This window comes from Ruegeria sp. CDSB022, assembly GCF_059611145.1.
The window spans coordinates 60,323-84,675 of record NZ_JBXWOZ010000002.1 but is presented as its reverse complement, the minus strand read 5'-3'; the positions used below and the strand labels follow the sequence as shown (position 1 = coordinate 84,675).

23 protein-coding genes, 1 tRNA gene and 1 pseudogene are annotated in these 24,353 nt (G+C 57.7%); 12 read left to right on the top strand and 13 right to left on the bottom strand.

Annotation, left to right across the window (positions count from 1 at the left end; translation table 11 throughout):
• Positions 1-43 precede the first annotated feature (43 nt).
• The 8 genes from AC2FIZ_RS05810 to AC2FIZ_RS05775 form a co-directional block, all read right to left on the bottom strand.
• Positions 44-742 (bottom strand): CbiX/SirB N-terminal domain-containing protein, encoded by a 699-nt coding sequence (locus AC2FIZ_RS05810; protein ID WP_282021415.1) that lies wholly within the window; start codon positions 740-742, stop codon positions 44-46.
• Between the two features lie 69 nt (positions 743-811).
• The gene (locus tag AC2FIZ_RS05805) at positions 812-1,744 is read right to left on the bottom strand and encodes an AEC family transporter (protein ID WP_281972830.1); all 933 of its coding nucleotides are present in this window, start codon (positions 1,742-1,744) and stop codon (positions 812-814) included.
• Positions 1,745-1,806: 62 nt separating this feature from the next.
• On the bottom strand, positions 1,807-2,604 hold the full coding sequence (locus AC2FIZ_RS05800; protein ID WP_271950144.1) for an MBL fold metallo-hydrolase: 798 nt from the start codon (positions 2,602-2,604) through the stop codon (positions 1,807-1,809).
• Positions 2,601-3,407, bottom strand: a complete 807-nt coding sequence (locus AC2FIZ_RS05795) for a TatD family hydrolase (protein WP_496790731.1) — start codon at positions 3,405-3,407, stop codon at positions 2,601-2,603. Before AC2FIZ_RS05795 ends, AC2FIZ_RS05800 begins: the two co-directional genes overlap by 4 nt.
• A complete protein-coding gene (locus AC2FIZ_RS05790) occupies positions 3,404-4,525 on the bottom strand; it encodes a DNA polymerase III subunit delta' (RefSeq protein ID WP_271950141.1) in 1,122 nt (373 codons plus the stop codon). The genes AC2FIZ_RS05795 and AC2FIZ_RS05790 overlap by 4 nt, the downstream gene beginning before the upstream one ends.
• Before the next feature lie 10 nt (positions 4,526-4,535).
• The gene (tmk, locus tag AC2FIZ_RS05785) at positions 4,536-5,159 is read right to left on the bottom strand and encodes a dTMP kinase (RefSeq protein WP_271950139.1); all 624 of its coding nucleotides are present in this window, start codon (positions 5,157-5,159) and stop codon (positions 4,536-4,538) included.
• Complete coding sequence (locus AC2FIZ_RS05780; RefSeq protein ID WP_271950137.1) at positions 5,156-6,277, bottom strand: D-alanyl-D-alanine carboxypeptidase family protein; 1,122 nt, start codon at positions 6,275-6,277, stop codon at positions 5,156-5,158. Before AC2FIZ_RS05780 ends, tmk begins: the two co-directional genes overlap by 4 nt.
• 64 nt (positions 6,278-6,341) lie before the next feature.
• Positions 6,342-7,526, bottom strand: coding sequence for an SPOR domain-containing protein (locus tag AC2FIZ_RS05775; RefSeq protein WP_281972834.1), 1,185 nt, complete (start codon positions 7,524-7,526; stop codon positions 6,342-6,344).
• Positions 7,527-7,730: 204 nt separating this feature from the next.
• Here AC2FIZ_RS05775 and AC2FIZ_RS05770 point away from each other — a divergent pair.
• The 4 genes and pseudogenes from AC2FIZ_RS05770 to AC2FIZ_RS05755 all read left to right on the top strand — a co-directional run.
• A tRNA-Ser gene (locus tag AC2FIZ_RS05770) sits at positions 7,731-7,820 on the top strand.
• Between the two features lie 455 nt (positions 7,821-8,275).
• Positions 8,276-9,175 (top strand): DUF3604 domain-containing protein, encoded by a 900-nt coding sequence (locus tag AC2FIZ_RS05765; RefSeq protein ID WP_496790730.1) that lies wholly within the window; start codon positions 8,276-8,278, stop codon positions 9,173-9,175.
• A complete protein-coding gene (locus tag AC2FIZ_RS05760; RefSeq protein ID WP_345742122.1) occupies positions 9,070-9,621 on the top strand; it encodes a DUF3604 domain-containing protein in 552 nt (183 codons plus the stop codon). Before AC2FIZ_RS05765 ends, AC2FIZ_RS05760 begins: the two co-directional genes overlap by 106 nt.
• Positions 9,622-9,808: 187 nt before the next feature.
• Positions 9,809-10,003: pseudogene (locus AC2FIZ_RS05755) on the top strand (IS6 family transposase); the annotation flags it as partial.
• On the opposite strand, the gene AC2FIZ_RS05750 reads toward AC2FIZ_RS05755, so the two are convergent.
• Positions 9,985-11,637: a GMC family oxidoreductase gene (locus tag AC2FIZ_RS05750; RefSeq protein ID WP_496790728.1), complete on the bottom strand. Its 1,653-nt coding sequence runs from the start codon at positions 11,635-11,637 to the stop codon at positions 9,985-9,987. The pseudogene AC2FIZ_RS05755 and the gene AC2FIZ_RS05750 sit on opposite strands and share 19 nt — an antisense overlap.
• A 10-nt stretch (positions 11,638-11,647) precedes the next feature.
• The gene (locus AC2FIZ_RS05745) at positions 11,648-12,748 is read right to left on the bottom strand and encodes a LacI family DNA-binding transcriptional regulator (RefSeq protein ID WP_246097150.1); all 1,101 of its coding nucleotides are present in this window, start codon (positions 12,746-12,748) and stop codon (positions 11,648-11,650) included.
• A gap of 166 nt (positions 12,749-12,914) precedes the next feature.
• On the opposite strand from AC2FIZ_RS05745, the gene AC2FIZ_RS05740 reads away from it, so the two are divergent.
• The 8 genes from AC2FIZ_RS05740 to AC2FIZ_RS05705 all read left to right on the top strand — a co-directional run bounded on the left by AC2FIZ_RS05740 (position 12,915) and on the right by AC2FIZ_RS05705 (position 21,875).
• Entirely contained in the window at positions 12,915-14,381 is a 1,467-nt protein-coding gene (locus tag AC2FIZ_RS05740) for an aldehyde dehydrogenase family protein (protein WP_221929474.1), read from the top strand.
• 54 nt (positions 14,382-14,435) lie between these two features.
• The gene (locus AC2FIZ_RS05735; RefSeq protein ID WP_281994854.1) at positions 14,436-15,410 is read left to right on the top strand and encodes an ABC transporter substrate-binding protein; all 975 of its coding nucleotides are present in this window, start codon (positions 14,436-14,438) and stop codon (positions 15,408-15,410) included.
• Between the two features lie 67 nt (positions 15,411-15,477).
• On the top strand, positions 15,478-17,010 hold the full coding sequence (locus tag AC2FIZ_RS05730) for a sugar ABC transporter ATP-binding protein (RefSeq protein ID WP_496790725.1): 1,533 nt from the start codon (positions 15,478-15,480) through the stop codon (positions 17,008-17,010).
• Positions 16,995-17,972, top strand: a complete 978-nt coding sequence (locus AC2FIZ_RS05725) for an ABC transporter permease (protein WP_281994852.1) — start codon at positions 16,995-16,997, stop codon at positions 17,970-17,972. Before AC2FIZ_RS05730 ends, AC2FIZ_RS05725 begins: the two co-directional genes overlap by 16 nt.
• A gap of 3 nt (positions 17,973-17,975) precedes the next feature.
• Complete coding sequence (locus tag AC2FIZ_RS05720) at positions 17,976-18,971, top strand: ABC transporter permease (protein ID WP_170403549.1); 996 nt, start codon at positions 17,976-17,978, stop codon at positions 18,969-18,971.
• A complete protein-coding gene (locus AC2FIZ_RS05715; RefSeq protein ID WP_496790724.1) occupies positions 18,971-20,071 on the top strand; it encodes a mandelate racemase/muconate lactonizing enzyme family protein in 1,101 nt (366 codons plus the stop codon). The genes AC2FIZ_RS05720 and AC2FIZ_RS05715 overlap by 1 nt, the downstream gene beginning before the upstream one ends.
• Entirely contained in the window at positions 20,068-21,108 is a 1,041-nt protein-coding gene (locus tag AC2FIZ_RS05710) for a zinc-dependent alcohol dehydrogenase (protein WP_496790722.1), read from the top strand. Before AC2FIZ_RS05715 ends, AC2FIZ_RS05710 begins: the two co-directional genes overlap by 4 nt.
• Positions 21,105-21,875 carry an SDR family oxidoreductase gene (locus AC2FIZ_RS05705; protein WP_142634800.1) on the top strand — a complete coding sequence of 257 codons (771 nt, stop codon included), beginning with the start codon at positions 21,105-21,107 and terminating at the stop codon, positions 21,873-21,875. The genes AC2FIZ_RS05710 and AC2FIZ_RS05705 overlap by 4 nt, the downstream gene beginning before the upstream one ends.
• Positions 21,876-21,905: 30 nt before the next feature.
• Here the strand turns inward: AC2FIZ_RS05705 and AC2FIZ_RS05700 are convergent, their stop codons facing one another.
• The 3 genes from AC2FIZ_RS05700 to AC2FIZ_RS05690 all read right to left on the bottom strand — a co-directional run bounded on the left by AC2FIZ_RS05700 (position 21,906) and on the right by AC2FIZ_RS05690 (position 24,204).
• A complete protein-coding gene (locus AC2FIZ_RS05700) occupies positions 21,906-22,325 on the bottom strand; it encodes a secondary thiamine-phosphate synthase enzyme YjbQ (RefSeq protein ID WP_271946117.1) in 420 nt (139 codons plus the stop codon).
• A 112-nt stretch (positions 22,326-22,437) separates the two neighbouring features.
• A complete protein-coding gene (locus AC2FIZ_RS05695) occupies positions 22,438-23,301 on the bottom strand; it encodes a sugar phosphate isomerase/epimerase family protein (protein ID WP_496790721.1) in 864 nt (287 codons plus the stop codon).
• A gap of 12 nt (positions 23,302-23,313) precedes the next feature.
• Positions 23,314-24,204 (bottom strand): NAD(P)-dependent oxidoreductase, encoded by an 891-nt coding sequence (locus tag AC2FIZ_RS05690; protein ID WP_281994849.1) that lies wholly within the window; start codon positions 24,202-24,204, stop codon positions 23,314-23,316.
• Positions 24,205-24,353 lie beyond the last annotated feature (149 nt).

Below are 24,353 nucleotides of genomic sequence, written 5' to 3'. Positions count from 1 at the left end.
TTCCCCCTAAAGGAACCGGCAAAGTGTATGTGGTCAGACGACTCTATTTCGATGAAGAAAAAGCTTTGAGAACGGACGCTATGTGTTGCTGCACCAGTGGCAGTTCACCCACAACCGGTAAAACCTGTCCCTTGAACTTGGCCTTGCTTAATTCTTGCGGCACATCCTCAAGAACATGGCCACCCGTGCAGGCAAAAAATGGCAAACACAGGGTTTGGGCGCCGGTTCCTGCGGCGGCCACAGAAATCGAAGGGGCCTCTTCGACAAACCCAAGGCGCAGGGATCCAAGTGGTATCAGTTGCAACAAAGTGTCGCCGAATGCCGTTGCAACGGCGGAAGGGTTTCTGCTGCGGCCCGATCCATGCGCAGCGATCACAAGGTCCGTTTCTTGTGACCGCCAGTCTTTGTCCTGCAGCGTTCCCTCAAGGGTTTGCGCGACCAACTGGGGCAATTTCGGGTCCGCGCCCAAGGGATCCAGAATAGGGTTTCGGCGGTCACCAATACGTTTCGGCAGCACATCTGTGACAAACCACCCTTTGGCCATGAATAGGGGATAGATGACGGCGTCGCCGGGAATCTTGTCCAGTGCGCTGTCAAGTGCCCCAGGGGCTGCCAGCGTTGCAGAATGAACCGAAACACCGGCACACAGGGCATTTACATCGGCCGCATAAGCCGCCAAGACCGCTTCGGCTGGTTCTGGGTCAGAAGGTTGGCCATGGGTAACGATAAGGGCGTGTGTCATAAATCTGTCCTGTCCGCTTTAGCGATAGGTGCGTCGCGCCGTGTAAAAGTCAATCCGCCTGCCGCACCGTCAGCCCAATAGGGTCAGCCAAAACCAGATGCTCAGGATAGATACTGCCGTCCCCAACAGAACAGAGGATGCAGCAACCCGTTTGGCGCGGCCATAGATGTTTGCAAAGATATAGGCGTTGAAACCAGGGGCCATGGCGGCTGTCATCACTCCGGACCGGAATAGATCCTGTGGCAGTCCAAGGGTGGATCCGAAAAGCCAGAAAAGGCTCGGGTGCAGCAGCAGAGAAACGCCGCAGACAAAGGCGATCGCCCTTAGGTCACCTTCGGGTCTGTATTTAACCAGAACGCCCCCAAGCGCGAACAGCGCGCCGGGAAGGGCCGCGCGGGTCACCAGGCCAAGGGCATCATCCACAACGGCTGGCACGCCGAGCCCGGACAGATTTACGATGAAACCCAGTGAGATCCCGACAATCAGAGCGTTGCGAAACATCGCGGTCAGGACCGAGCGAACCATTCGCGATCCTCCGTGGCCCCGGTTCCGGATCACCTCCATTACCGTGATGCCTAGGCCGTAACAAAACGGCGAGTGAAAGGCGATGACGGCATAATTGCCCGTAAGGCTTTCAGGGCCATAAGCCCGTTCAGTAATCGGCAATCCCAGCAGGACGGAATTGGAGAACAGGCAGCAAAAACCGATTGCGACGCAATCCTCCCATTCGCGGTTGAAGATCAGTCGCGCGCCGAACAGGCCGGCACAAAAGCAAAGCGCAGCAGCAGAGTAAAAGCTGATCAACAGCTTAGGATCAAAACTGACACTGAGGTCGAGATGTGAAATCGCAAGAAACAGAAGGCAGGGGATTGCAAAACCCTGAGTGAACTTCATCAGGCCATCAATGTGGTTTTCCTTGAAGTATCCAAGAAGAGTGGAGACGTAACCGGCTCCAATAACAAGAAAAACTGGAAGGATGACTTCAATGAGATTTTGCAGCATGTCAGCGTTCCGCAACAGTTATTCGCGCGGGAAAGGATATCTGCATGATCTCGGCCAGGGCTCTACAGAGCCTGATGTATCACCATGCCGTCATAAGCAGGGGTGATGTTGTCTGCGGTTTCTGCGTCGACCGTGGCATAGTCAAGATCGATATGCATGTTGGTCAGAACCGCGGTTTTTGGTTGCAACAGGTCGATCCAGCCAAGGGTCTTTTCCAAATGCGCATGGGTCGGGTGCGGGGACCGGCGCAGCGCGTCGATCACCAGACAGTCCAGACCCTCTAATGTGGTCCAGGCATCGTCATATATCTCTGCCACGTCCGGCAGGTAGGCCAGATTGCCCATTTTGAAACCAAGCGCGTCGATTGAACCGTGGTTCACCTTAAAGGGGTGAAATGGGATAGGGCCTCCGGGGCCAGTGATCTCGAACGGGCCGTCGATTGTCTTGAGGTTGAGGATCGGCGGGTAGGGTGAGTTTTCGGGTTGGATGAAGGCATAGCCAAATCGGCCCAAAAGATCATTCTGGGTGTCGCCATCAGCCCAGACCGGCACCCGTTCGCGCATGTTGAAGACAATCATGCGCAAGTCGTCAATGCCGTGGACGTGGTCGGCATGGGAATGGGTATAGACCACCCCGTCCAACCGCCCGGTGCCGGTGTCCAGCAGCTGGCTGCGCATGTCAGGCGTTGTGTCGATCAGAACCGAGGTGGTGCCTTCGGGCCCGTCACGTTCGACCAGCATCGAGCAGCGGCGGCGGATGTTCCTGGGGTTTTCGGGGTCGCAGTCGCCCCAGTGACCGCCAAGACGTGGCACTCCACCTGACGAGCCGCAGCCCAAAATGGTGCAGCGCAGCGTGGTCATGCCGCCGCCTTGTGAGAGGCGACCTTGGTGAAGAGTCTTTCGAAATTGGCCTGCGTCTGCGCCGCGAAATCGGTATAGCCCATGCCAAAGACCTCGGCGCCTTTGCGGGCGGTGTGGGCGGTATAGGCCGGTTCATTCCGTTTGCCGCGATACGGGGGGGGCGCCAGGTAAGGTGCGTCGGTTTCAACCAGGACGCGGTCTACTGGCGCATTTGCGAAAATATCGCGCAATTCCTGGCTTTTGGGAAAAGCGGCGATGCCCGACATGGACAGGTAAAACCCAAGATCCAGGGCGGACTGTGCCAGCTCGGCCGAAGACGAAAAACAATGCATCACACATGAATAGGGGGCATTGCCGTATTCTTCGGCCAGAATGCGGGCCATGTCTTCGTCCGCCGCGCGCGCATGAATGATCAAAGGCAGTCCGGTACGCTGAGCGGCCTCGATATGAACGCGCAGGGATTGCTGCTGAACCTGCGCACTGTTGGCGGTATAGTGATAATCCAGCCCGGACTCACCGATGCCTACGAATTTGGGATGCTGCGCCAGCGCCACCAGCTCGTCCACTGTTGCCATTGGTTCATCTGCGGCGCTCATCGGGTGCGTGCCTGCGGCGTAGAAAACCGGCGCGTGCGCCTCGGCTATGGCGCGCACCGCGGGTTCGTTCCGCAGCCTGGTGCAGATCGTCACCATCCGGGTCACACCGGCTTCGGCCGCATTTGCGACGATCAGGTCCAACTGTCCTTCAAAATCGGGGAAGTCCAGATGGCAATGGCTGTCGGTGATTTGGGGGGTGTCGCTCATCTGTTCTGACCGGCGGTTTCCTGTATCTTGAACACCGTATCTAGGACCAGAGCGGCAGGGTCAAGGTTCACCGCCTGCCCGTGGCGGGCGCGGGCGGTGATCTGGGCTGCGGTTTCCGCCCAAAGGCGTGCCTGCTCCGGCGATCTGGACAAACGGGACAGGATATCACCTTCGTTTGGCGCGGCCTCTGGCGATGGCGGAGCACCAGTCGCACCGGTCACAGCAAGACGTGACAAGGCAATGTCGATCAGCGTCAACAGCAACTCGAACCGTTCGGCTGCTCCGCGCTGTGCGGCGGCCTCGGCCAGAGCCAGAGCGCGTAGTCTGTCCAGCCGGGGCAGGGTGCCCAGGATCGCGATGAGCTCGGCATATATTTCGAGTCCGCTCAGGTTTATCAGGCGGACGGCGTCCCCAACGGACCCGCTGGCCAGAGCGGCCAGATGGTCGGGGTTTCCAGTCAGCTCAACCCCGGTCTGCGTCAGTGCGGCGTTCATATCTTCCGCGTTCAACGGCGAAAGGCGCAAGGTACGGCACCGGGATCGGATCGTGGGCAAAAGGCGGGACGGTTGGTGCGAAATCAACAGCAGCGTTGTCCGCGCAGGCGGTTCTTCGAGCATTTTCAGCAATGCGTTGGCGGCGCTGATGTTCATTTCATCCGCAGAATCTACGATGACGACACGGCGGCCCCCATCGGCCGAGGACAGGCCGAAGAACTTCCCAAGTTTGCGAATGTCGTCCACAACGATTTCATTTCGCAACCTGCCCTGATCGTTCACGGATCGTTTGATGGCGGCCAGGCCAGGCTCGGCACCAGCCAGAATACGATGAACAACCGGGTGATCTGGTGGAACCTCAAGCGTTTCAGGGGGAGGTGGCGCGCCAAACAGCCCGTCCTCTTCGACAGCCGGGGTCGCCAGCAGAAACCGCGCGATCCGCCAGGCCAGCGTCGCCTTGCCCACACCTCGGGGGCCGGTCAGCAGCCAGCCATGGTGCAGGCGATCAGAAGCATAAGCGCTAAGAAAGGCCTGCTCGGCCTCTGCCTGCCCAAACAGATGTGGCGTTTCGCGCGGATGAAGGGCACCGGGTGCCTGGTCCGGGATTGGGATGTCGTTGTTCATCAATCGTCTGTCACAAGGCTTGCATGACGATATCTGTCACATCGCGGGCAACGCTGTCCATGTCCCTATTGCCATCGACCAGGCGAAACCGGTCGGAAAATTCATCCGCCAGTTCCAAAAAACCGGCCCGCATCTTCTGTTGCAGGTGAATGCCGAAATCCTCGAACCGTTCTTCAGTGCCCTGCCGGCCCTTGGCCCGAGAGAGGCCGGTTTCAGGATCCATGTCGATCAACACGGTCAGATCCGGTTCACGTTTGATCATCAGCTTATGCAACTGATCGACCAAACCACGCAGGTCGCCGCGTGATAGGCCCTGATACATGCGGGTGCTATCGGCGAAACGGTCGCATATGACGATCTTGCCCGCTGCCAAAGCGGGTTCAATGGTGCGTTCCAGATGGTCGCGCCGCGCAGCAGTGAACAGCAGGATTTCCGTCTCAGCTGACCAGCGATCGGGATCGCCTTCAAGAACCAGCCTGCGGATTTCCTCGGCCCCGTCAGAGCCGCCAGGTTCACGCGTCAGAACGACATCATGCCCGAGCTCGCGCAAATGCTCGGCCAGCATACGCGCTTGCGAGGATTTGCCTGATCCGTCGATGCCTTCGAAGGTCAGAAATAACCCGCCTGCCGTCACATCGCGCCCAACGGGTTGCCAATGACATCTTTCGCGACAATGCCGCCAACTGTCATAATCCGCACGAAGAAACCGCCCTTTTCGACGCTTTCCGCTGCAACCAGAGGCCTACGGATCTCGGGCAGGCCATCGGGTTTGATGACAAGCTCAGCGATTTCCTGTCCTTTGGCGATGGGGGCCTCAAGCGGACCGTCATAGACTATTTCTGCCTCAACATTCTTATCCCCGAGAACAGGCAGCAGCAGTGTCAAATCCTCATGCGGGACAAGATCAACCGTTTTCGCGGTGCCCATCCAGATATCGGCTTGTCCTATCGGTTTTTCTGCTTCGGCAAGCTGCCTCTCGACAAAATTGCGAAACGACCAGTTAACGACGGCCTCAGCCTCCTCTGCGCGGCGGGCGACGCTGTCGAGCCCCGACAAAACGAAAATGACCCTGCGATCCCCCTGCTGTGCCGATCCTACAAGGCCATAGCCCGCTTCTTGCGTGTGGCCAGTCTTTAGCCCATCCGCACCAATCCCAAGTTTCAGTAAGGGATTCCGGTTACGCGAATTTGACGGCACCCGGTTGTCGAATTCGAACTCTTCCTCGGCGAACAGAGGGTAATATTCGGGAAAGTCGCTAATCAGATGGTCGGCCAGAATGGCGAGGTCATGCACAGACATCATGTGGCCTGCGGCTGGCCATCCGTTCGAATTCGCAAAGTTCGAATTATTCATGCCCAGCTGTTGCGCGCGTTGGGTCATGAACCGGGCAAACCCAGCTTCGGTTCCGTCCGGGCTGAGGGCTTCGGCGATAACAACACATGCGTCATTTCCTGACAGGACTATGATCCCGCGCAGCAGGTCTTCGACCCGGACACGGTCCTGCGTGTTCAAGAACATACTTGAGCCCTTATAGCTGGTCGCATGTTCGGAAACCGGAAGTTCCTCATTCAGTTCCAGGCGACCGTCCCGCAGCGCTTCGAATGCTACAAACAGGGTCATGAGTTTGGACATGGACGCGGGCGGCAACGGCTGGTCTGCGTCTTTGGACAAAAGAACGGTTCCTGTCGTTTGGTCCATGACATAGGCAGCACGGGCTTGCGTATCGAAAGCTTGTGCGGGCAGGGCAAACATAGCCAAACTGAGGGTCAGTACAGATGATCGAAATGAGGACAGCACGAGGGGGACCTCCTTTTGCTTAATTCTTCACGGTATAGGCGTCAGAAAAGCCCAGATCTTTGACGTCGCTTTGCATTGCGTTTCGTTCCGCCCGCGTCAAAGCAGGACCAACGATCACCCTCCAAACGGTTTTGCCATTGGCTTCGAGTTTTTGAACTTTCGCAGGCAACCCGTTTCGCCGAATTTTCTCGGCAGCACCTTCGGCATTTTCTTCAACTGTGAAGGTGCCCACCTGAATAAACGGTTTTGAAAGCGATGAAACGGAGGCAGCCTCAGTGCTGGCTGCGGTTGCTGCCGGGGTAGGGGCGGCCTCTTCGATGGCCGCTGCAGCGCCCTCTATCGGGTCCAGAGGTGTTTCGGTGATTTCGTCGGCAGACTTCTTTTGCCACCATTTACGCTTCGGTGCAGCCTCGGTTGGCGGCGTGACAGTGGGATCGGTCAGATTTGCGGTTGGTGCTGGCTCAGGCGCCGCCTCGATAATCTCTGTTGCCACCTCATCGGCCTTTTCTGCGGTTTCAGCCACGGCTGCAGCTGTCGCAGCACCAGCTGCGGCAACTGGAGCCTTCTTTTGCCACCATTTACGCTTGGCTGGTTTATCAACGTCTTCGGACACATCTGCCGTGGTCTGGCTATCGGTTTTCTTGTCCTGAGGTTCAACCGCCTCAGCCGTTGGGGTCTCTTCGGGTTCAGCGACCTCTTCGGGCTCAGGAGCTTTTTCTTCTACTTTCTCGGCAGGCTTGCGTCGCAGGGCAACAACTTCAACCCGAGTCGGTGCGCCTGCGAGGATACCCAGTTTCGCGGCGGCAGTCGAAGACAGTTGCAGCGCAGGGCCCGGCAAGTTGCGTTCGCGGCGGAAAAGTGCGCCGGTTACGGATTTGTTGTTCTTCGTATTCGTTATCCGAACACGTTCAGGCTGTGTAACGTCCGGGTGCGCGACCCAGATTCCGCCCAACGAGGGGCGCCCATCCCACAAACCGGCTTCGGTGACCTTGAAGACATCAGGAGCTTCAACATCATCACGCGCGTTCCCTGTCGTTTTGGGAAACAGCTCTAATTTGCCATCGTCCTGCACGCTTTCGTCCGCCTGCTCGGTGGATGTTCCACCCGATGTCAGGGCCTCGTCGCACCCTGACAGAGCAGCAACTGTTATTACCAGAACCGCCAGTGCCCGCGGTTTTGCGCGTGTCGTGGTCGCTCGATCCATATTTGCAATCCCTTGCCTGTAAGGGGCCTCTTTCATCGTACCCCGCCGCCGATCGCTGGTTCTGAACTGCCAGCCTGTCACGGTCTTTCACGCAAAGCATAGCCTGCACGTTCGGCCATGGAAAGTCTGCTGCACAGGCTTCGGCAAGATTTCCCTATTTGGTCTTGCCACCGTTTAAAGATAGCCTTAGACCCGGCCCCACGCGGGGAGGTGGCAGAGTGGTCGAATGCGGCGGTCTTGAAAACCGTTGGGCGTGAGAGCGTCCCCAGGGTTCGAATCCCTGTCTCCCCGCCACTCATACCTGTCTCACTTCAGTTGTATTTTCTGATCCGGAATTGTGCCGCAATTCCCGCGAGTTGGCGCATGCGCTTTCAATCAGAGATGGAGCAAGCCGTACACTCAGAACGCAATTCAGGCCTCAGTCTCAGTGGCGCATTTTGGCGGGGTCGCTTTGGGAGGGATTTCCCTGATACCCGGCAATTTACTGGGAATTTTCGTGAGATGGGTCTGGAACCCAGAGTTTCTCCTCTCAGAAATGTATGTTTTTCAGAGGTTTATGAGGGAAATTCCCTAATAGGTGGTACAGGGAATTTTCTCGTGCGAACAGGGAATTGTTCCGTCGGATCAGGGAGGGCGAACCTTGTAGCAGGGACGAAGGACTTGGAGATGTCAGAAGCCGAACAGGCGTTCCTGTTCGGACCAATCAGGTGCGTGGGTCACGCTGACCAGTCAGATGAGGCTGCTCAGCCATGGTGCCTGAGAACCCGATCAAGAACGCTTACTTCGGCGAAACTCATGTATATACTTCGTTTTCACTTGATGCCTTCATTGGAAGTGCACGCCTGACACCTTCGGACGCGTATCGCTTCGCGAAGGGTCAACCTGTCTCGGTAAACAACGTGCAGCGCAGAATCGGTCGACCTCTGGATTTTGCGGCCATTTCCGTTCATGCAGAATTTCTTGGCGAGATGCTCTCAACGCAGATCCCATCTGCTCCAGGGCATTACCAAGAAGCTGCGGGCTCTACACCGTTGGCCATCCCACATAATTCCAACGGAAGCAAAGGCTTGATGTTTGAGCCGATCGACAATGCCGGAAATCCAATCACGCGCGAATATGCCGAGCGCCGCGCCAAGTGGGAGCCGTTGATCGAAATGATGCAGATCAAAGGCAATTCCGAAACCCATCCCGGCGTGTCGCCTAACGATGAATTTGCGAACTTCGAGAATGCAGAGAGTATCGCTGCATTCAGCGAACGTTTCTTCCGCACCGATGGCTTCGTCCGTTGGGCTGCGACTAAAGGGCTCGACTATGAGCAGAAGCTAGGTGCGAACCCTTGGAAACTTGGTTTCATCGGAGGCACCGACAATCATAACGGTACCCCAAGTGATGTCGATGAGGCGACTTATAATGGCAGCCATGGTGTTGCCGACGGTACTATCGAACAACGCCGCGAAGGCGAGATAGACGGCTGGTTGCTTGGCCCGACGCCAACCCGGGCTCGCTCGCAGGCGTCTGGGCGTCCAAGAACACACTTGGTGCGATTTTTGACGCGATGCAAAGCCGCGAAACCTTCGCCACATCAGGCCCTAGGATACAGCCGCGTTTCTTTGGCGGTGCAATACTCCAAAGCAACAACGATCCCGTGAAGCTTGTAATGGACGGTTATGCCAACGGCGTGCCGATGGGCGGTTCTCTGACAGCTTTGAACGGCCCACCAAATTTCGCGGTGCACGCATTAAAAGATCCGATCGGAGCCAACCTCGATCGCGTACAAATCATCAAGGGTTGGGTCGATGTGGGCGGATCGCCGCAAGAACGTATCATTGATGTAGTGTGGTCAAGAGATCGCGTGCCGGACGTGAATGGCAAGCTGCCGCCCATTGGCAATACGGTTGATCCTGAAACTTCGACTTACAGTAACGCAAACGGAGCTGCGGAGTTGTTTGGTCATTGGACAGACGACGATTTTGATCCTGGCCAACATGCTCTGTACTACATGCGCGTCATCGAAATACCAACTCCACGCTGGACGACGTATGACGCCGTCCGCCACGGCTTGCCGCTCCTTGAGGATGTCGCGGTGTGGATATAAGAACGAGCATGGATTTCGCCAATTTGGTATTCACCGGAGCAGTAGCCCACGGTCTTGTCAGAAGAACATTGCTTGAGCGGGGCAGGGCGGTTGCGTAGTTTTTGCACATGACCAAACCTGCCTCTTTTAAAAACTTAAAGACCAGTCCCGAGATCATCCGCCTTGCTGTGATGCTGTATATTCGATTTCCGCTCTTCCGTTTCGACGACGCGAACGCGCGACGCAACGGTTCAGGCGCATGCGAAGTTTACAGAAATTCGCTGCCGTTCATTCTTCCGTCTAAAACCACTTCAACCAAGAAAGATCGCTCACCAGCCGAGACACCTTCAAGCTGACCCGCGCCGCCGCTCTTAGCGAGTGGCGTCAACTTTGTTCCGGATAAGAATTGCGTCCCTCGCGTACTGATCCGATGCCAAGGATAAGGTCGGCGCATCGTTCGCCAAGCATCATGGCAGGTGCGTTTGTGTTGCCGGCGTTGATGTCGGGCACTGCGGACATGTCGCACACCCGTAAGCTCTCGATCCCGCGAACGCGCATTCTGGCGTCCAGCACTGCCATTCCGTCGCCGTCCCGGCCCATTTTGGCAGTGCCCGCCGGGTGATAGTTGGTTTTTACGAATCTCTTGCAATGTGCTCGCAGCGTCTGGTCGTCGTCCGCTATCGGAATGACGATTTCGCGGATCCTTTGTGCAAGCGGGCCCGACGTGAATGCCCGACGAAAGAACCGCTGCCCCCGGATCATCTCTTGCATGTCGTCCTCATGCTTCAGAAGGTTGGGCGAAACCACCGGCATAGCTTGAGGATCGGCCGAGCGAAGCCGAACCTCTCCGCGTGATTTCGGTTTGACCACGACGGTCGTAACGGTCACGCCAAAGTCATCCTGCACCTCGTCCAGCGCGTCGCGATCCAGATAGACGATGGGCACGCAAAAGGCTTGAATGGTCGGTTCTCCATCAGGAACCGACGGATTGACGAAGGCACCAGCTTCGACCCCGGCCGAAGTCACTGGGCCGCTGCCGAACAGTTTGAACTGTATGCCGTTGCGAAGCATCCGCCAGCCATCACCTTGTTTAAAATATCCGTATGGACCGTTGGCAAAGGCGGTGATGGGAACTTCGGGGTGGTCGATCAGGTTCTGACCGACCCCAGGCAGTGGGCAGAACACAGGAATACCGTGTTCGGCAAGATGTGCATCCGGTCCGATACCCGAAAGCATGAGGATTTTCGGCGTGACCAGAGCGCCCGCCGCAAGGATAACCTCACCATCACACCGGACGGTGTGGAACCCGCCTTTGTCGCGATACTGCACCCCGACGGCCTTGTCGCTTTCGATGATGACTTTTCTGACCGTGGCGCCAAGCCGTATGGTCAAGTCCGGGTTCGTCTCGAGAGGGGCGAGGAAAGCATAGGCTGACGAGCTGCGCTTTCCAGCGCGATTGGTGAACTGATAGAACCCGACACCGCGCTGTGTTGCGCCGTTGAAGTCCGTGTTGAATGGTTCACCAAGGGCCTGCACCGACTGAACGAACCAACGGGACATGTCGTCGATATACCCCGGATCAGAGACCTGCACCGGACCATCGCTGCCATGCAGGTAATTATGAAGCCTGTTGTTGTCTTCAATCCTGCGGAAATAGGGCAGCACATCATCCCATCCCCAGCTGACCCCGTCGTTGGTCTGTCGTAGCAGGTCGTTCCACGCGTCATAGTCAGAAGGGCGGCCGCGCATATAGACCTGCGCATTCACTGACGACCCGCCGCCCAGTACGTTGGCCTGCGGAATCTCATGCACGCGGCCGTCCAGGTGGTCCTGCGGTTCGGTCTGGTGGTAGGTCATGAACTTGGACCCGTTGATCATCTTGAAAATACCCGGCGGCATGTCCAGCAATGGATGGTGGTGCGAATGCCCGGCCTCCAGCACCAGAACCCTGCACTTGCCCTGGTTGACCAGTCGGGCGGCGGCTGCGGCACCGGCTGAGCCGCCGCCGATGACGATGTGATCGAAGGTTTCCGTCATGATGTCGCCTTCAGGTCCGGCGTTTGGGTTCTCTGATCGAGTCGCGCTCGACCAGTTCGCATTCAAGCTTCACGAGTGGGTGCCTCTGACCATCCGTCGGCCCGTGGAATAGCTGTTCGACGACCCAGCGTCCCATCGCCCGGGTGGGAAGAATCATCGAGGTCAGTGGCGGCGAAAGGTGTCGCGCGGTTTCGTCATCGTCAAATCCGATGACCGAGATGTCCTCGGGGATGGACAGGCCAAGTTCCTTGAGTGCCTCATAGCAACCGATTGCCATGCGGTCATTCTGACAGAAAATGGCGGTTGGCGGAGAGGGCAGGTCCATCAATTCGCGCGTGGCGGCATATCCGGCGCTGGGCAACCAATTGCCTTCGACAACCAAGTCCTCGTCGAATGGAATGTCGGCGGAAGCCAAGGCGTTTCTATACCCGGTCGTTCGTCCCGCGGCGCATTCCATGAACGGCTCGCCGGTGATAGTGGCGATTCGTTTGTGCCCGGCCTTGATCAGGGCGTTGGTCGCCGTATGTCCAGCAGCGACTTCGCCGGGGATCACCGCAGGAAACGAGAGGTCGTCGCAAAAGCAGTTTAGCAGCAGAACCGGGGTTGCGGCCTGCGTGAGGATTTCCGGAACGACCACCCGCCGGGTGAAAACAGTTGCGTAAACGATGCCCGCAACCTGTTGGTCGAGGAAATACTTAAGCGTTCTGGGTTCGACCTCTGGGTCGTTTTGGGTTTCTGCCAGCAATACAAGATTTCCGGTGTCCCGAACGGCCTGTTTCACGCCGCTAAACGCGTTTACCATTTCGGGGCTCGACGCCAGATCGTCCACGACAAAAGCGATGGTGTCGTCTAGTGCCGAGGGTCGGCGCGCGCTGTCTTGGGGTTTCCTGAGTTGAGAGGGCATGGCGTATCCAAGCGTATTGGCGGCATCCAGGACTCGTTGCTTTGTGTCCTCGGAGATTTTGACGGAATCGTTCTTGTTCAGAACCAGCGATACTGTCGTTTGTGAGCATCCAGCGACGCGTGCAATGTCGTGCATCGTTATGCGCTGTCGGCCCGCGACTCGTCCTACACCCCTGTGTTGTCCGGCCTTGTTCGCTTGATCGTTCATCGCTCAACCTTTTTGTTCGTATCCTTTTTACCGATTATGCGGAGGACGTGCAACTAATATTAGCGGATAGTAATTAATATTAGTGTTGACTAAATAATAATATTAGTGTTTTGATCGGTGGTGCGGTCGCCATTGTGGTTTGACCGAGCAAGCGCGGGAGGCGAAATTGCGGTCTGTAGTGGGGGAGTTGGGTCAAGTCGTTCGGCATTCGATGTTCATCGATGGCCGCTTTGTCGACCTTGACGCGGACACGGTTGTTGTCGAAAACCCTGCGAATGAAGAGATCGTTGCGCTAGTTCCAGATGGCGCCGCCGCTCACGCGGATGCGGCGGTCGAAGCGGCCCATCGGGCTTTTGGCTCGTGGTCCTCGCGCCCGGCGATCGAGCGGGCTCGACTGGTCCTGAGGCTCGCTGAGGCCGTCCGGATCGACGCCGGTCGTTTGGCTGCTCTGATCACCGCCGAGCAGGGCAAGCCGATCTCGCAAGCCCGAGGTGAAGTGGATGCTGCCGTCACCTTTCTTTGCCATGCGGCTGAAGAGGCCCGGAGGATTTCGGGTGACATAGTTGCGTCGGACAACGAGTCCGAGGAAATCCAGATCCGGCGTCATCCTTATGGCGTTGTTGTTGCGTTGACGGCCTGGAACTATCCGTTGGCATTGGCCGCCAGGAAGGTCGGACCCGCGCTAGTCGCGGGCAACACCGTAGTTCTGTTGGGGCACGAAATCACGCCGCTATCCGGTCTTGCGGTCGCCGAGCTTGCCAACAAGGTCGGGTTTCCGCCCGGTGTTCTTAATGTTCTGACAGGCAAGGGGCCGGTGGTAGGGCAGCGGTTGGTCGAACACCCCGATACGTCACTGATCACGATGACCGGCAGCACACGCGCCGGGAAAGAGATTTTTCGCGCCGCGGCCAACCGGATCAAGGTTGTCCGGCTCGAGCTTGGCGGTAAGGCTCCGTTCATCGTGATGGAGGATGCGGATATTGACGCCGCCGTTTCGGCCGCCATTGCCGCCCGGTTTGCCAATTGCGGCCAGATTTGCACCTGCAACGAGCGTATGTATCTGCATCGCGGCATTGCGGATCAGTTCTTGGAAAAATTCGTGTCCGCGGTCCGCGCTTTGTCGATCGGGGAACCGATGGACGACTGCGATTTGGGTCCCAAAGTCAGCAAGGCCGAAGTGACCAAGGTCGCCGAGATCATCCAGCGCAGCATCGCCGAAGGCGCCACGGTTCATCTTGCAGGTGGGCCCCTGACGGACGGGGCGCACCATAAGGGGCACTGGATGTCCCCGACGGTTCTTGAGGTCTCAGACAACAGCAATGCCGCGATGCAAGAGGAGGTCTTTGGCCCCGTGGCAACAGCCATGCGAGTAGATGATTTTGATCAGGCGATAGACGTAGCGAATGACACATCATTCGGGCTGTCTGCCTATCTCTTTACGGCATCGCACCGGCGATTGATGGAGGCCCCGAGCCGTTTGAAGTTCGGCGAACTGTATCTGAACCGCTCCAATGGCGAGGCCGTGCAGGGATTTCATACCGGTTGGGGTATGTCCGGGGTTGGGGGTGAAGACGGCGCATATGGCTTCGATGGCTATCTGAGGAAACAGACGACTTACATGAATTGGGCATGACCTAAAACTCGCGGTCAAAACGTTGGCGACCGCACCAATGGAGGAGGAATAACCATGAAACGCAGAACTCTTTTGATCTCGACGGTTGTCGCGGGTGCGCTGTTGGGCACGACTGCGATTGCGCAGGATCTGCCACAGCTTGAGCAGAAGGAGCGCTACAAAGTTGGCTTTGCGCAGATGGAGTCGAACAATCCGTGGCGCATTGCCGAGACCAAATCGTTCCATGACACGGCCGAGGCCTGCGGCTGGGACCTTATCGCGACGGATGCAGCTGGATCTGCGGCCAAGCAGGTTGCGGATGTGGACAGCATGATCGCACAAGGCATCGACGTTCTGTTTCTGCCTCCAAGGGAAGAAAAGCCACTGATTCCGGCGGTTATGAAAGCACGCGCCGCCGGCATTCCGACTTTTCTCGTGGACCGCTCGGTTGATCCGGCCGTCGCCAAGCCAGGCGAGCATTTCGTAGCATTCCTGGGATCGGACTTCATTGATCAGGGCAACCGGGCCGCGCAATGGCTGATGGAAAATTTCGACGGCGACAAGGGCGTCATCGTCCAGTTGGAAGGCACAACTGGTTCTTCACCTGCAAATGACCGTAAAAAGGGTTTCGACGACGCGATCACAGCGGACGACCGCTTTGAGATCGTGGCTTCTCAGACCGGTGACTTTGCGCGCGACATGGGTCGTCAGGTGATGGAAACCCTGCTGCAGGCGCACCCCGATGTGAACGTGGTCTACGCCCACAATGACGAAATGGCGATCGGCGCGATCCAGGCTCTGGAACTGGCCGGCCGCAAGCCTGGCGAGGATGTGACCATCGTTTCGATCGACGGGACACGCGATGCTCTTCAGGCCATCATCGATGGCAAGATGGGGGTCACGGTGGAAAGCTCGCCCTTCTTCGGTCCTCTGGCTTGTGAAATCATGAAGAAATACGCGGCTGGCGAGACGATCCCGGAATGGGTGAAAGTCGAAGATCGCATCTTTACCAAAGACAATGCGGCTGATCACATCGATGAAGCTTATTGATTCTCCCTGGTGGGTGGTGCTGGCCTGAGGTCGGTGCCGCCTGCAAGCAATCGGAGGAAGACATCTTATGAATGCGCTCGTCTCGATGTCAGGAATTGAAAAGTCCTTTGCCGGCGTACCGGCACTGAGCCAGGCCAGTCTGGAGATCGCACTTGGCGAGGTTCATGCGCTGATCGGTCAGAACGGTGCCGGCAAATCGACGATGATCAAGGTTCTGACCGGAGTTTACGATCGGGATGCCGGCGACGTCCATTTGGCGCGTGGGCCTAGCCGCATTTCCACCCCGCGCGAAGCGCAGGAATCCGGAATTGCCACGATCTATCAGGAGCTCAACCTGGTTCCGCTGCGGTCAGTGACCGAGAACATTATCATGGGGTACGAGCCCAAACGTCTCGGTTTGGTCGACTGGCGCGAGGGCAACAGGCGCGCACGCGAGGTTCTTGCGCGCTTTGGTATAGAAATTGACGTGACTGAGCCGCTAGGAAATTTCTCGACTGCGATCCAGCAGTTGGTTGCGATTGCGAGGGCTGTTTCTCTTGACGCGAAACTTGTCATCATGGACGAACCCACGTCATCGCTGGATGCCAGCGAGGTCGAGGTTTTGTTCGGTGTGGTGCGCGAGTTGAAGAAACAGGGCGTGTCTGTTCTGTATGTCTCGCATTTCCTCGATGAGCTGTTCCAAATCTGCGATCGGGTCACAACGATGCGAGACGGGCGTACCGTCAGCACGCGCACCGTCCAAGACACGACCAAATTAGAAATGATCGCGGACATGCTGGGCCGCAACAAAGATGAGATCGCGGCAGACGGACTCACGGACTTTGCAGGTGCGAAGGCTAAGAAAGGAGATATCGTTTTGCGGGCCGACTCTGTTTCGACAGGCCCGCGATTGACGCATTTCGACTTTACACTCCACCGCGGGGAAATCGTTGGGTTGGGCGGGTTGCTGGGCTCTGGCCGGACTGAGGCGGCGTGCGCTTTGTTCGGCGTGGACGGAGCCCGCAGCGGTGCGATCGAGTTGCACGGCGCGGTTGGACAACCATCCGGACCGGGTGACGCAATCGCAAACGGCGTCGGCTTTCTGACCGAAGATCGCAAGGCCGAAGGGATCATTCCAGACATGTCCGTGCGCGAGAATATGACGCTGGCCCTACTGCCGAAACTGGCCAGCCGTGGTCAGATCGATTTTGCCCGCGAGCGAGAGATCGTTCAAGCCTTCATCGACGATCTGGGCATCAAGGCGGCGCATATGGACCAACCCATTCGTGAGCTGTCTGGCGGCAACCAGCAAAAGGTGCTGCTTGCCCGTTGGCTGGCAACGCAGCCCGACATCCTGATACTCGACGAGCCGACCCGAGGCGTGGATGTCGGCGCCAAGCGAGAGATCCAATCGTTCATTCGGTCGTATGTCGAAAAGGGGTTCGGCGTCGTTCTTATCAGTTCGGAATTCGAAGAGCTGGTGGAAGGCGCCGACCGCATCGTGGTCATGCACGAGGGGCGCTCGGTCAAGGAACTGACCAACCCCGGGATTACGGAGAACATACTGGTGCGCGCGCTTGCGCATCATGAAGAAGGAACTGGTTCATGGACCGCGCAATGAAGTTGCCGCAACGGGTCGCATCGATACCCTTCCGCTTTCATGGCGGCATCGCCGCGTTGGTCGCCCTGCTGGTGTTCAACGCGTTTTTCACCCCCAATTTCCTGCAGATGCAGACCCTGTTCGTGAATATCAGCCAGGTTGCCACGATCGCCATCGTGGCCATGGGTATGACGCTGGTCATCGCCACGGGTGGAATTGATCTGTCGGTTGGCGCTGTCATGGCTCTGGCGGGGGCGTTGGCCCCGCTGATCTTTCTGTCGGATCTGGGCGCCGCCAATCCGATGCTTGGCGTCATTTTGGCCATTGTCCTGCCACTGTTCGTCGCGGGTTTATGCGGGGTATTCAACGGCGTGATGGTTGCCGTGTTGAACGTGCAGCCCATTATTGCGACGCTCATTCTTTTCATCTCGGGTCGCGGTATTGCCCAGGTTTTGACGAATGGCAACCTGCAGACATTTTCAAACCCTTCATTCAGTTATCTTGGAACCGGCAAGGTGCTTGGCTTGCCGTTCCAGGGTTGGCTGGCGCTGGCCATTGCCTGTGTGCTGTTCTGGGTGATCACCAGAACCACTTGGGGCCGCTACCTGCTGGCGATCGGCGGCAATGAACGCGCGGCCTATCTGGCCGGTGGTCCCGTCCGGCGGGTCAAGATCGGGGCCTATGTCATCTGCGCGGCGCTTGCGGGCTTGGCTGGTCTGATCGTGGTTGCGATCAACTCGGCCTCGGACGCCGCGCGCAACGGCAATCTGATGGAGCTTGACGCCATCGCGGCCGCTGTCGTTGGCGGGGCTCTTTTGCAAGGCGGGCGGGCGCCGATCTTTGGTGCCATACTGGGAGCCGTCATCATCCAATTGGTCAAATATACGTTGTTGGCCAACGGGGTAGAGGACGAAGTTGCACTGATCGCCAAAGCGGTCATTATTATCCTGGCCGTCTGGGTCCAGCAGTTTCGGAGGGCTTGATCGATGTTGGATGAAACGGCTTTTGACCTGCGAAAGTACCTTCGGCGCAATTCGGCTTCGGTGACGGTGTGGATCGCACTACTGGCTTTGATCCTGTTTGGGCTGATGCGCTATGACAACTTTGGTAGCGCCTACAATTTCTCGTCTTTCCTGAACTACAACGCGATGTTCATCGCGATTGCGCTGGGTATGTGTTTTGTGATCATGACCGGCGGGATTGATCTGTCGGTTGGATCCGTTGCGGCCTTTACGTCGGTTGTTGCGGCTTATCTCAGCCCATACGGGATTCAGGTTGCGCTGCCGGGGGCCGTGCTTGCCGGGGTGGGCTTCGGAGCGATCAACGCCTTTTGCATCATCATCCTTCGGATTCCGCCCTTCATCGCCACACTGGCGACCATGCTTGCCGCAAAAGGCGGCGCATTGGTGATTTCGGGCGCCCAGACAATTTCGGTTGATTGGGGGTCGAACTTCACCAAGCTTGGCATGGGGCAGGCGTTTGGTCTGTTTCCATGGGCAATCGTCATCGTGGCCGGACTGACGCTGGCACTTTGGCTGGTGCTGGAAAGAACCACCATCGGGCGGACCGTCTTGGCGATCGGTGGCAGCGAGGATGCCTCGAACCTCATGGGCCTGAAGGTCAATCGCGCCAAGGCTTTTGTCTACCTGCTGTCGGGTGGCTGTGCGGGGCTGGCCGGAGTCTTTCTGGCCTCGGGTTTTGGAGCTGGGCAACCCCTTGAAGGCATCGGATGGGAATTGTCAGCTATCGCTTCCGTGGTTGTAGGCGGCACTTTGTTGACGGGTGGGATGGGATCGATCCCTGCGACGGTCGCCGGCGCGTTGTTGCTGGGGCTGGTTTTCAACGTTCTAAACTTTGAAAACGGTCAGGGCACCATCAGTTTCAGTGCCTATTGGCAAATGGTCATACGTGGAGGCTTTCTATTTGCGGTCATCCTTTTACAGTCTCGGGTTATTGCCAGGCAGCAGAAGGTCTTGGGTTAATGAATCGCATAGAAAGTGTATCAGCGCGGCTGTTCAACGTTCCGCTCGCAGAGGTCCTGGTCGACGCCAAACATGGGGATCACACGTTTTTTCAATTGATCACGGTCACCATTCAAACCTCGGATGGGGTCGAGGGGGTCGGGTATACCTATACCGGGGGCAAGGGTGGTCACGCCATTCTGGCGATGATCAAGCATGACCTGTCACCGTTCCTTGTTGGACAAGACGCCGAACAGATCGAAAGCCTGTACGATGCCATGCAGTGGCACGTGCACTACGTCGCACGGGGCGGGATCGCCTCGTTTGCCATCTCGGCCGTGGATATTGCACTGTGGGATATTCGCGGCAGAACGCAGAATGCGCCATTGTGGCAGATGGCCGGTGGAGCGTCGAAAAGGTGCAAGGCCTATGCCGGCGGGATCGACCTGAATTTCTCGTTGGAGAAACTGCTGCGTCAGACCGAAGGCTACCTTGCGCGTGGGTTCAACGCGGTCAAGATCAAGGTCGGTCAACCGGATCTGGCCGATGATCTGGCGCGGGCCCGGGCGGTGCGCGAAATGTTGGGGCCGGACCGGTTCTTCATGGTTGACGCGAATTACTCCATGAGCGTCGAGCAGGCCATCGTGGCAGCCCGAGGGTTCGCCGACTGCGATATCCTGTGGTTCGAGGAACCGACAATTCCAGACGATTACAAAGGCTATGGCCGAATTGCCGAAGCCACGGGTGTGCCCCTTGCTATGGGTGAAAACCTGCACACGATTCACGAATTCGAGTACGCCTTTGATGACGCGAAGCTGAGTTTCATCCAGCCCGATGCTTCAAATTGCGGCGGGATCACCGGCTGGTTGCGCGTGGCCGCGCTGAGCGCACAGCACGACATTCCGGTTTGCAGTCATGGGATTCAGGAGCTGCACGTCAGCCTTGTTGCCGCGCAACCCAACGCAGGGTGGCTAGAAGTACACTCATTCCCGATAGATCAGTACACGACCCGTCCGCTGGTTGTGGAAGACTGTATGGCCGTGGCCCCGGATACACCGGGAACCGGAGTGGAATTCGACTGGGACAAACTGAATGCGGAACACATGGAGATGCATACATGACAACCGAGACGATCTGTGCGGCATACTACAGGGGCAACAAGAGCTTTGCTGTACAGCAAGCCCAAGCGACGGATCCGGGCCCCGGCGAGGCTGCCGTTCGCGTTGCCTATTGTGGGATTTGCGGGACGGATATGCACGTCTACCACGGCAACATGGATGCCCGTGTCGGTCTAAACCGGGTGATCGGGCACGAGATGTCTGGTGTCGTTGAAGCAGTGGGCGAGGGGGTGCATACGGTCCAACCCGGCCAGAAGGTCGTTGTCCGGCCGCTTGATCATTGTGGCGAATGCCCGGCCTGCAAGCGGGGGCATCAGCATATCTGCCAAAATCTCAAATTTCTCGGCCTCGACACCGATGGCGCCATGCAAGAGATCTGGACCGTTCCGGCCCATACGTTGCACATTCTGCCAGACGACTTGCGCATGGATCACGCGGCGCTGATCGAGCCGGTCGCCGTTGCCTGCCACGATGTGCGGCTGTCTGGCCTGCAACCTGGCGAGGACGTTGTCGTTATCGGCGGCGGCCCGATCGGCATCCTGGTTGCCATGGTTGCGCGGGATGCGGGTGGAAATGTCGTGATTTCCGAAGTGAATCCGAACCGTCTTGCGATTGCTGAAAAACTTGGTTTTGACACGATAAACCCAATCGAAACCGACCTGGTGTCCACAATCAACGCGCGCACGGGCGACAAAGGCGCAGATGTGGTTTTCGAGGTGTCGGGAACGCAGCCCGGAGTTAATGCGATGACCGCCGTTGCCGCGACTCGGGCCCGGATCGTGATGGTCGCGATCCATGCACAAAAGCCCCAGATAGACCTGTTCCAGTTCTTCTGGCGAGAGCTGCAACTGATCGGTGCTCGGGTCTATGAGCCAGAGGATTACGAGAAAGCCATTGCAGTTGTCGCCTCGGGCGGAGTGGACGCGGATGTTGTGATTACTGACGTCAGCCCTCTGGCAGACATCCAGGCCGCGTTCGAAGCACTGGATCGCAGCCCAACCGCAATGAAAAGCCTGATCGAAGTAGGACCGCGTTCATGAGTGTTTTGAAAAGTTTCGACCTGACGGGAACGACGGCCCTTGTGACTGGGTGCAAACGCGGTATCGGGCGCGGAATGGCCGAGGCCTTGGCATCGGCTGGAGCCGATATAATCGGAGTGTCCGCCTCGCTTGAGCTGTCCGGGGCGGATGTCGAAAAAGCCGTGACAGCGATGGGACGCAGTTTCCGGGCTTACCAATGCGACTTCTCGGATCGCGCTGCGCTTCATGCGTTCATTGATCAGTTGAGGGCCGACGGACAAACTCCTGATATCCTTGTCAACAATGCCGGCACGATCAAACGAAAACCCGCCACTGAACACCCGGACGACTGGTGGGACGAAGTGATCGAGGTGAACCTGTCCTCGCAGTTCGTTCTGTCTCGCGAGATCGGCAAGGACATGCTGGCGCGCGGCTCGGGCAAGATCATCTTCACCGCCTCGCTGCTGACGTTTCAGGGCGGCATCACCGTTCCCGGATATGCGGCCTCGAAAGGTGGGATTGGACAGCTGACGAAGGCCCTGGCCAATGAGTGGGCCGGGCAGGGTGTGAACGTGAATGCAATCGCCCCCGGCTACATCGCGACCGACAATACCCAAGCCCTGCAGGACGATCCGGTCCGATCAAAGTCGATTCTGGAACGAACACCCCAAGGCCGTTGGGGTACGCCTGGTGATTTTGCCGGACCTGTAGTCTTTTTGGCTTCTGCAGCGTCGGACTACGTCAACGGTGAAATCCTTGTTGTCGACGGGGGCTGGATGGGGCGGTAACACCGTCAACTCTCCATGTGACCCAAGGCATCACGTCCCGATGTAGTGCACCTTCAATCGTCGTGTCTTGGGTGCCTCGCGATGTTCGAAGAGATACAGGCTTTGTACGCGGCCCAGCGGAAGCTGCCCCTGTTCGACCGGGATGGACACCTGCGTTTGCGTCAACAGCGCCCGCAAATGCGATGGCGCGTTGTCGTCTTCGCTCGGGCGATGGTGATATTTGCCTGATGATTTGGGGACCAGTTCTTCGAAGAACGTCTCGATATCCTTGACCACCTCGGGATCGGCATTGGCCTGAACCAACAGCGCGGCACCGGTGTGGACGCACCAAAGGGTCAGCAGGCCCGAGCCAAGTTCATGGTCAGACACCGCACCCTGAACCACCCCGCTGATGTCGGTGAGGGATTTGCCGGGCGTTTCAATGGACAGCTCAAAAAACTCTTGCTTCATCCATCAGATCCTTTCCTTGATTTTGCGCGAATGCGCCCAGCTTTCCGCACCCCATTCGGCATTCAACTTTGAGGCTTAAGTATATGATTTGTAAAGTACAATGGCGCTTCATTCATGCGAACAGGCTTTTGAACCTGTCCACACACAGACGAAACCCATCTTCGAAGTTTCCGTTGCCGGGATGATAAACGCTCTCGAAAGAAATGACGCCATCATAGCCGTCGGATCTGAGCGCGTCCGCGATGGGTTGGAACAGAGGCGCAAGCTGACCTTCCCCCATACGGCGCACTTCCAGCGTTGCCCGTGGCGTGTCGACCTTTACGTCCTTGATGTGAATGTGACCTAAATAGCCGCCGCGCAGTTCTTCGTAACCGTCCGGGTATGCCAGTTCATGGCACCAGCAGTTGTTTCCGGGGTCCCAAAGTACCTTCAACGCATCCTTTGCATCCAACTCGTCGATCAGTTTTCGGGCTGTATAGTTGGAATTGACCAGCGTGCCGTTTCCGGTTTCTACGACGAGCGTCACGCCCTCAGCCCTGGCAAGTTCAACCGCCGGCGCGATCAGCGGCGGCATCGAGTCCCATACCCCATGCGCCACGTTCCACTTCTCGGCGCCGTTTTTTCCCCAGAGTATCTGCTCTTTTCGTTGGGTAATGATCCGAACCAGCGGAGACCCCACGACATGCGCCATGTCGATCACGCGTTTCAAGGCTTCCATGTGTCGGGTGTGCAGGTCGTCACCGGGCCTGTTGGCAGCTGTCATCCCCGCAAAGATATGGCGCGACAGACATGACACAGGCTTGCCCCGGTCGCGCAAAAGCGCGTCGATCTCGGCAATTTCCTGCGGGGAATGGTCCCCGACCTCCGTATCTCCAACGAACTGAAGCTCTGCATAGTCCAGACCGAATTCGTCCATTACGTCCACGGCATGCCGCAGTTCGCGGGAAATGCCGTCGCAAATCACACCAAGTTTCATGTTCGTCCCCCCTCAGCGATGCAATTCTGCGCCAACGATCTCTTCGATGACCTGAGTACACACCCAGTTGTCGCCGTTCGGGTATTTGGTTTTTCCTGCGTGAAAGATCTGCATTGCGGATGACGCTGTGTGCATTGGAACGCCCAACGAACCGGCCAGTGCCAGCGAGATAGTCAGGTCCTTGTGCATGGTTGCGATATGGCTACCGGTGGCCTCGAACTTGCGATCAATGATGTTTTCAAGGGCGGTATTCACGACGCCGCACCCCGCGCTGGATGAGGAGAACACATCAAGTATTGCCTGACCACTGACACCGGCTTTGGCCGCAAGGGCCGCAGCCTCGAATGTGGCGGAAAAGATCGATCCGATCAGAGATTGCAGGCAGGCTTTCACGGTTTGCCCGTCGCCGGCGTTTTCTCCGACCCGATGAATGGTTGCCGACACTGCCTGCATGACTTCGGCGTTTTGGTCCAGCACATCCGCAGCACCGGCAGCCATCATCGTCAATGTGCCGTTCTGCGCGCCGGGGAACCCACCCGAGACAGGGGTGTCTATTAGGTGGATGCCCGAGCCCTCCATATCCTGCCCGATGGCGCGGGCTTCGGCCGGGGTAATGGTCGCCGACAGGATGACCGTTCCGCCTTTCGCCATGTTCGGAACCAGCCCGTTTTCACCCAAGATGACATCGCGGGCCTGATCTCCGTTCATCACCATGACAAACACAGTGGCGGCGTGACGACCGACTTGCCCCACGCTGTCCTTGGGCCGGCCGCCCATGTCGGCAAATGCCGCCATGCGTGTCACGCTCAGGTCGAAACCGGATGTTTCAAAGCCATTCTTGATCAGGTTCTTGGCAAGGCCGCTGCCCATGTCGCCAAGACCGATTACGCCTGCGGTTTTCATTTGGAATCCTCCCGTTCTTCCGTCGTTGCCGTCTGGCAGACGTTTCGAAAAATGATGCCCCAAGGCATCGGTTTTCGCGGGAGTTTCACGCGTCTTGAACAGACGTCGGGCGAGTCCGGAAGACACCCCGCTGCCCGTTTACGTCCCGC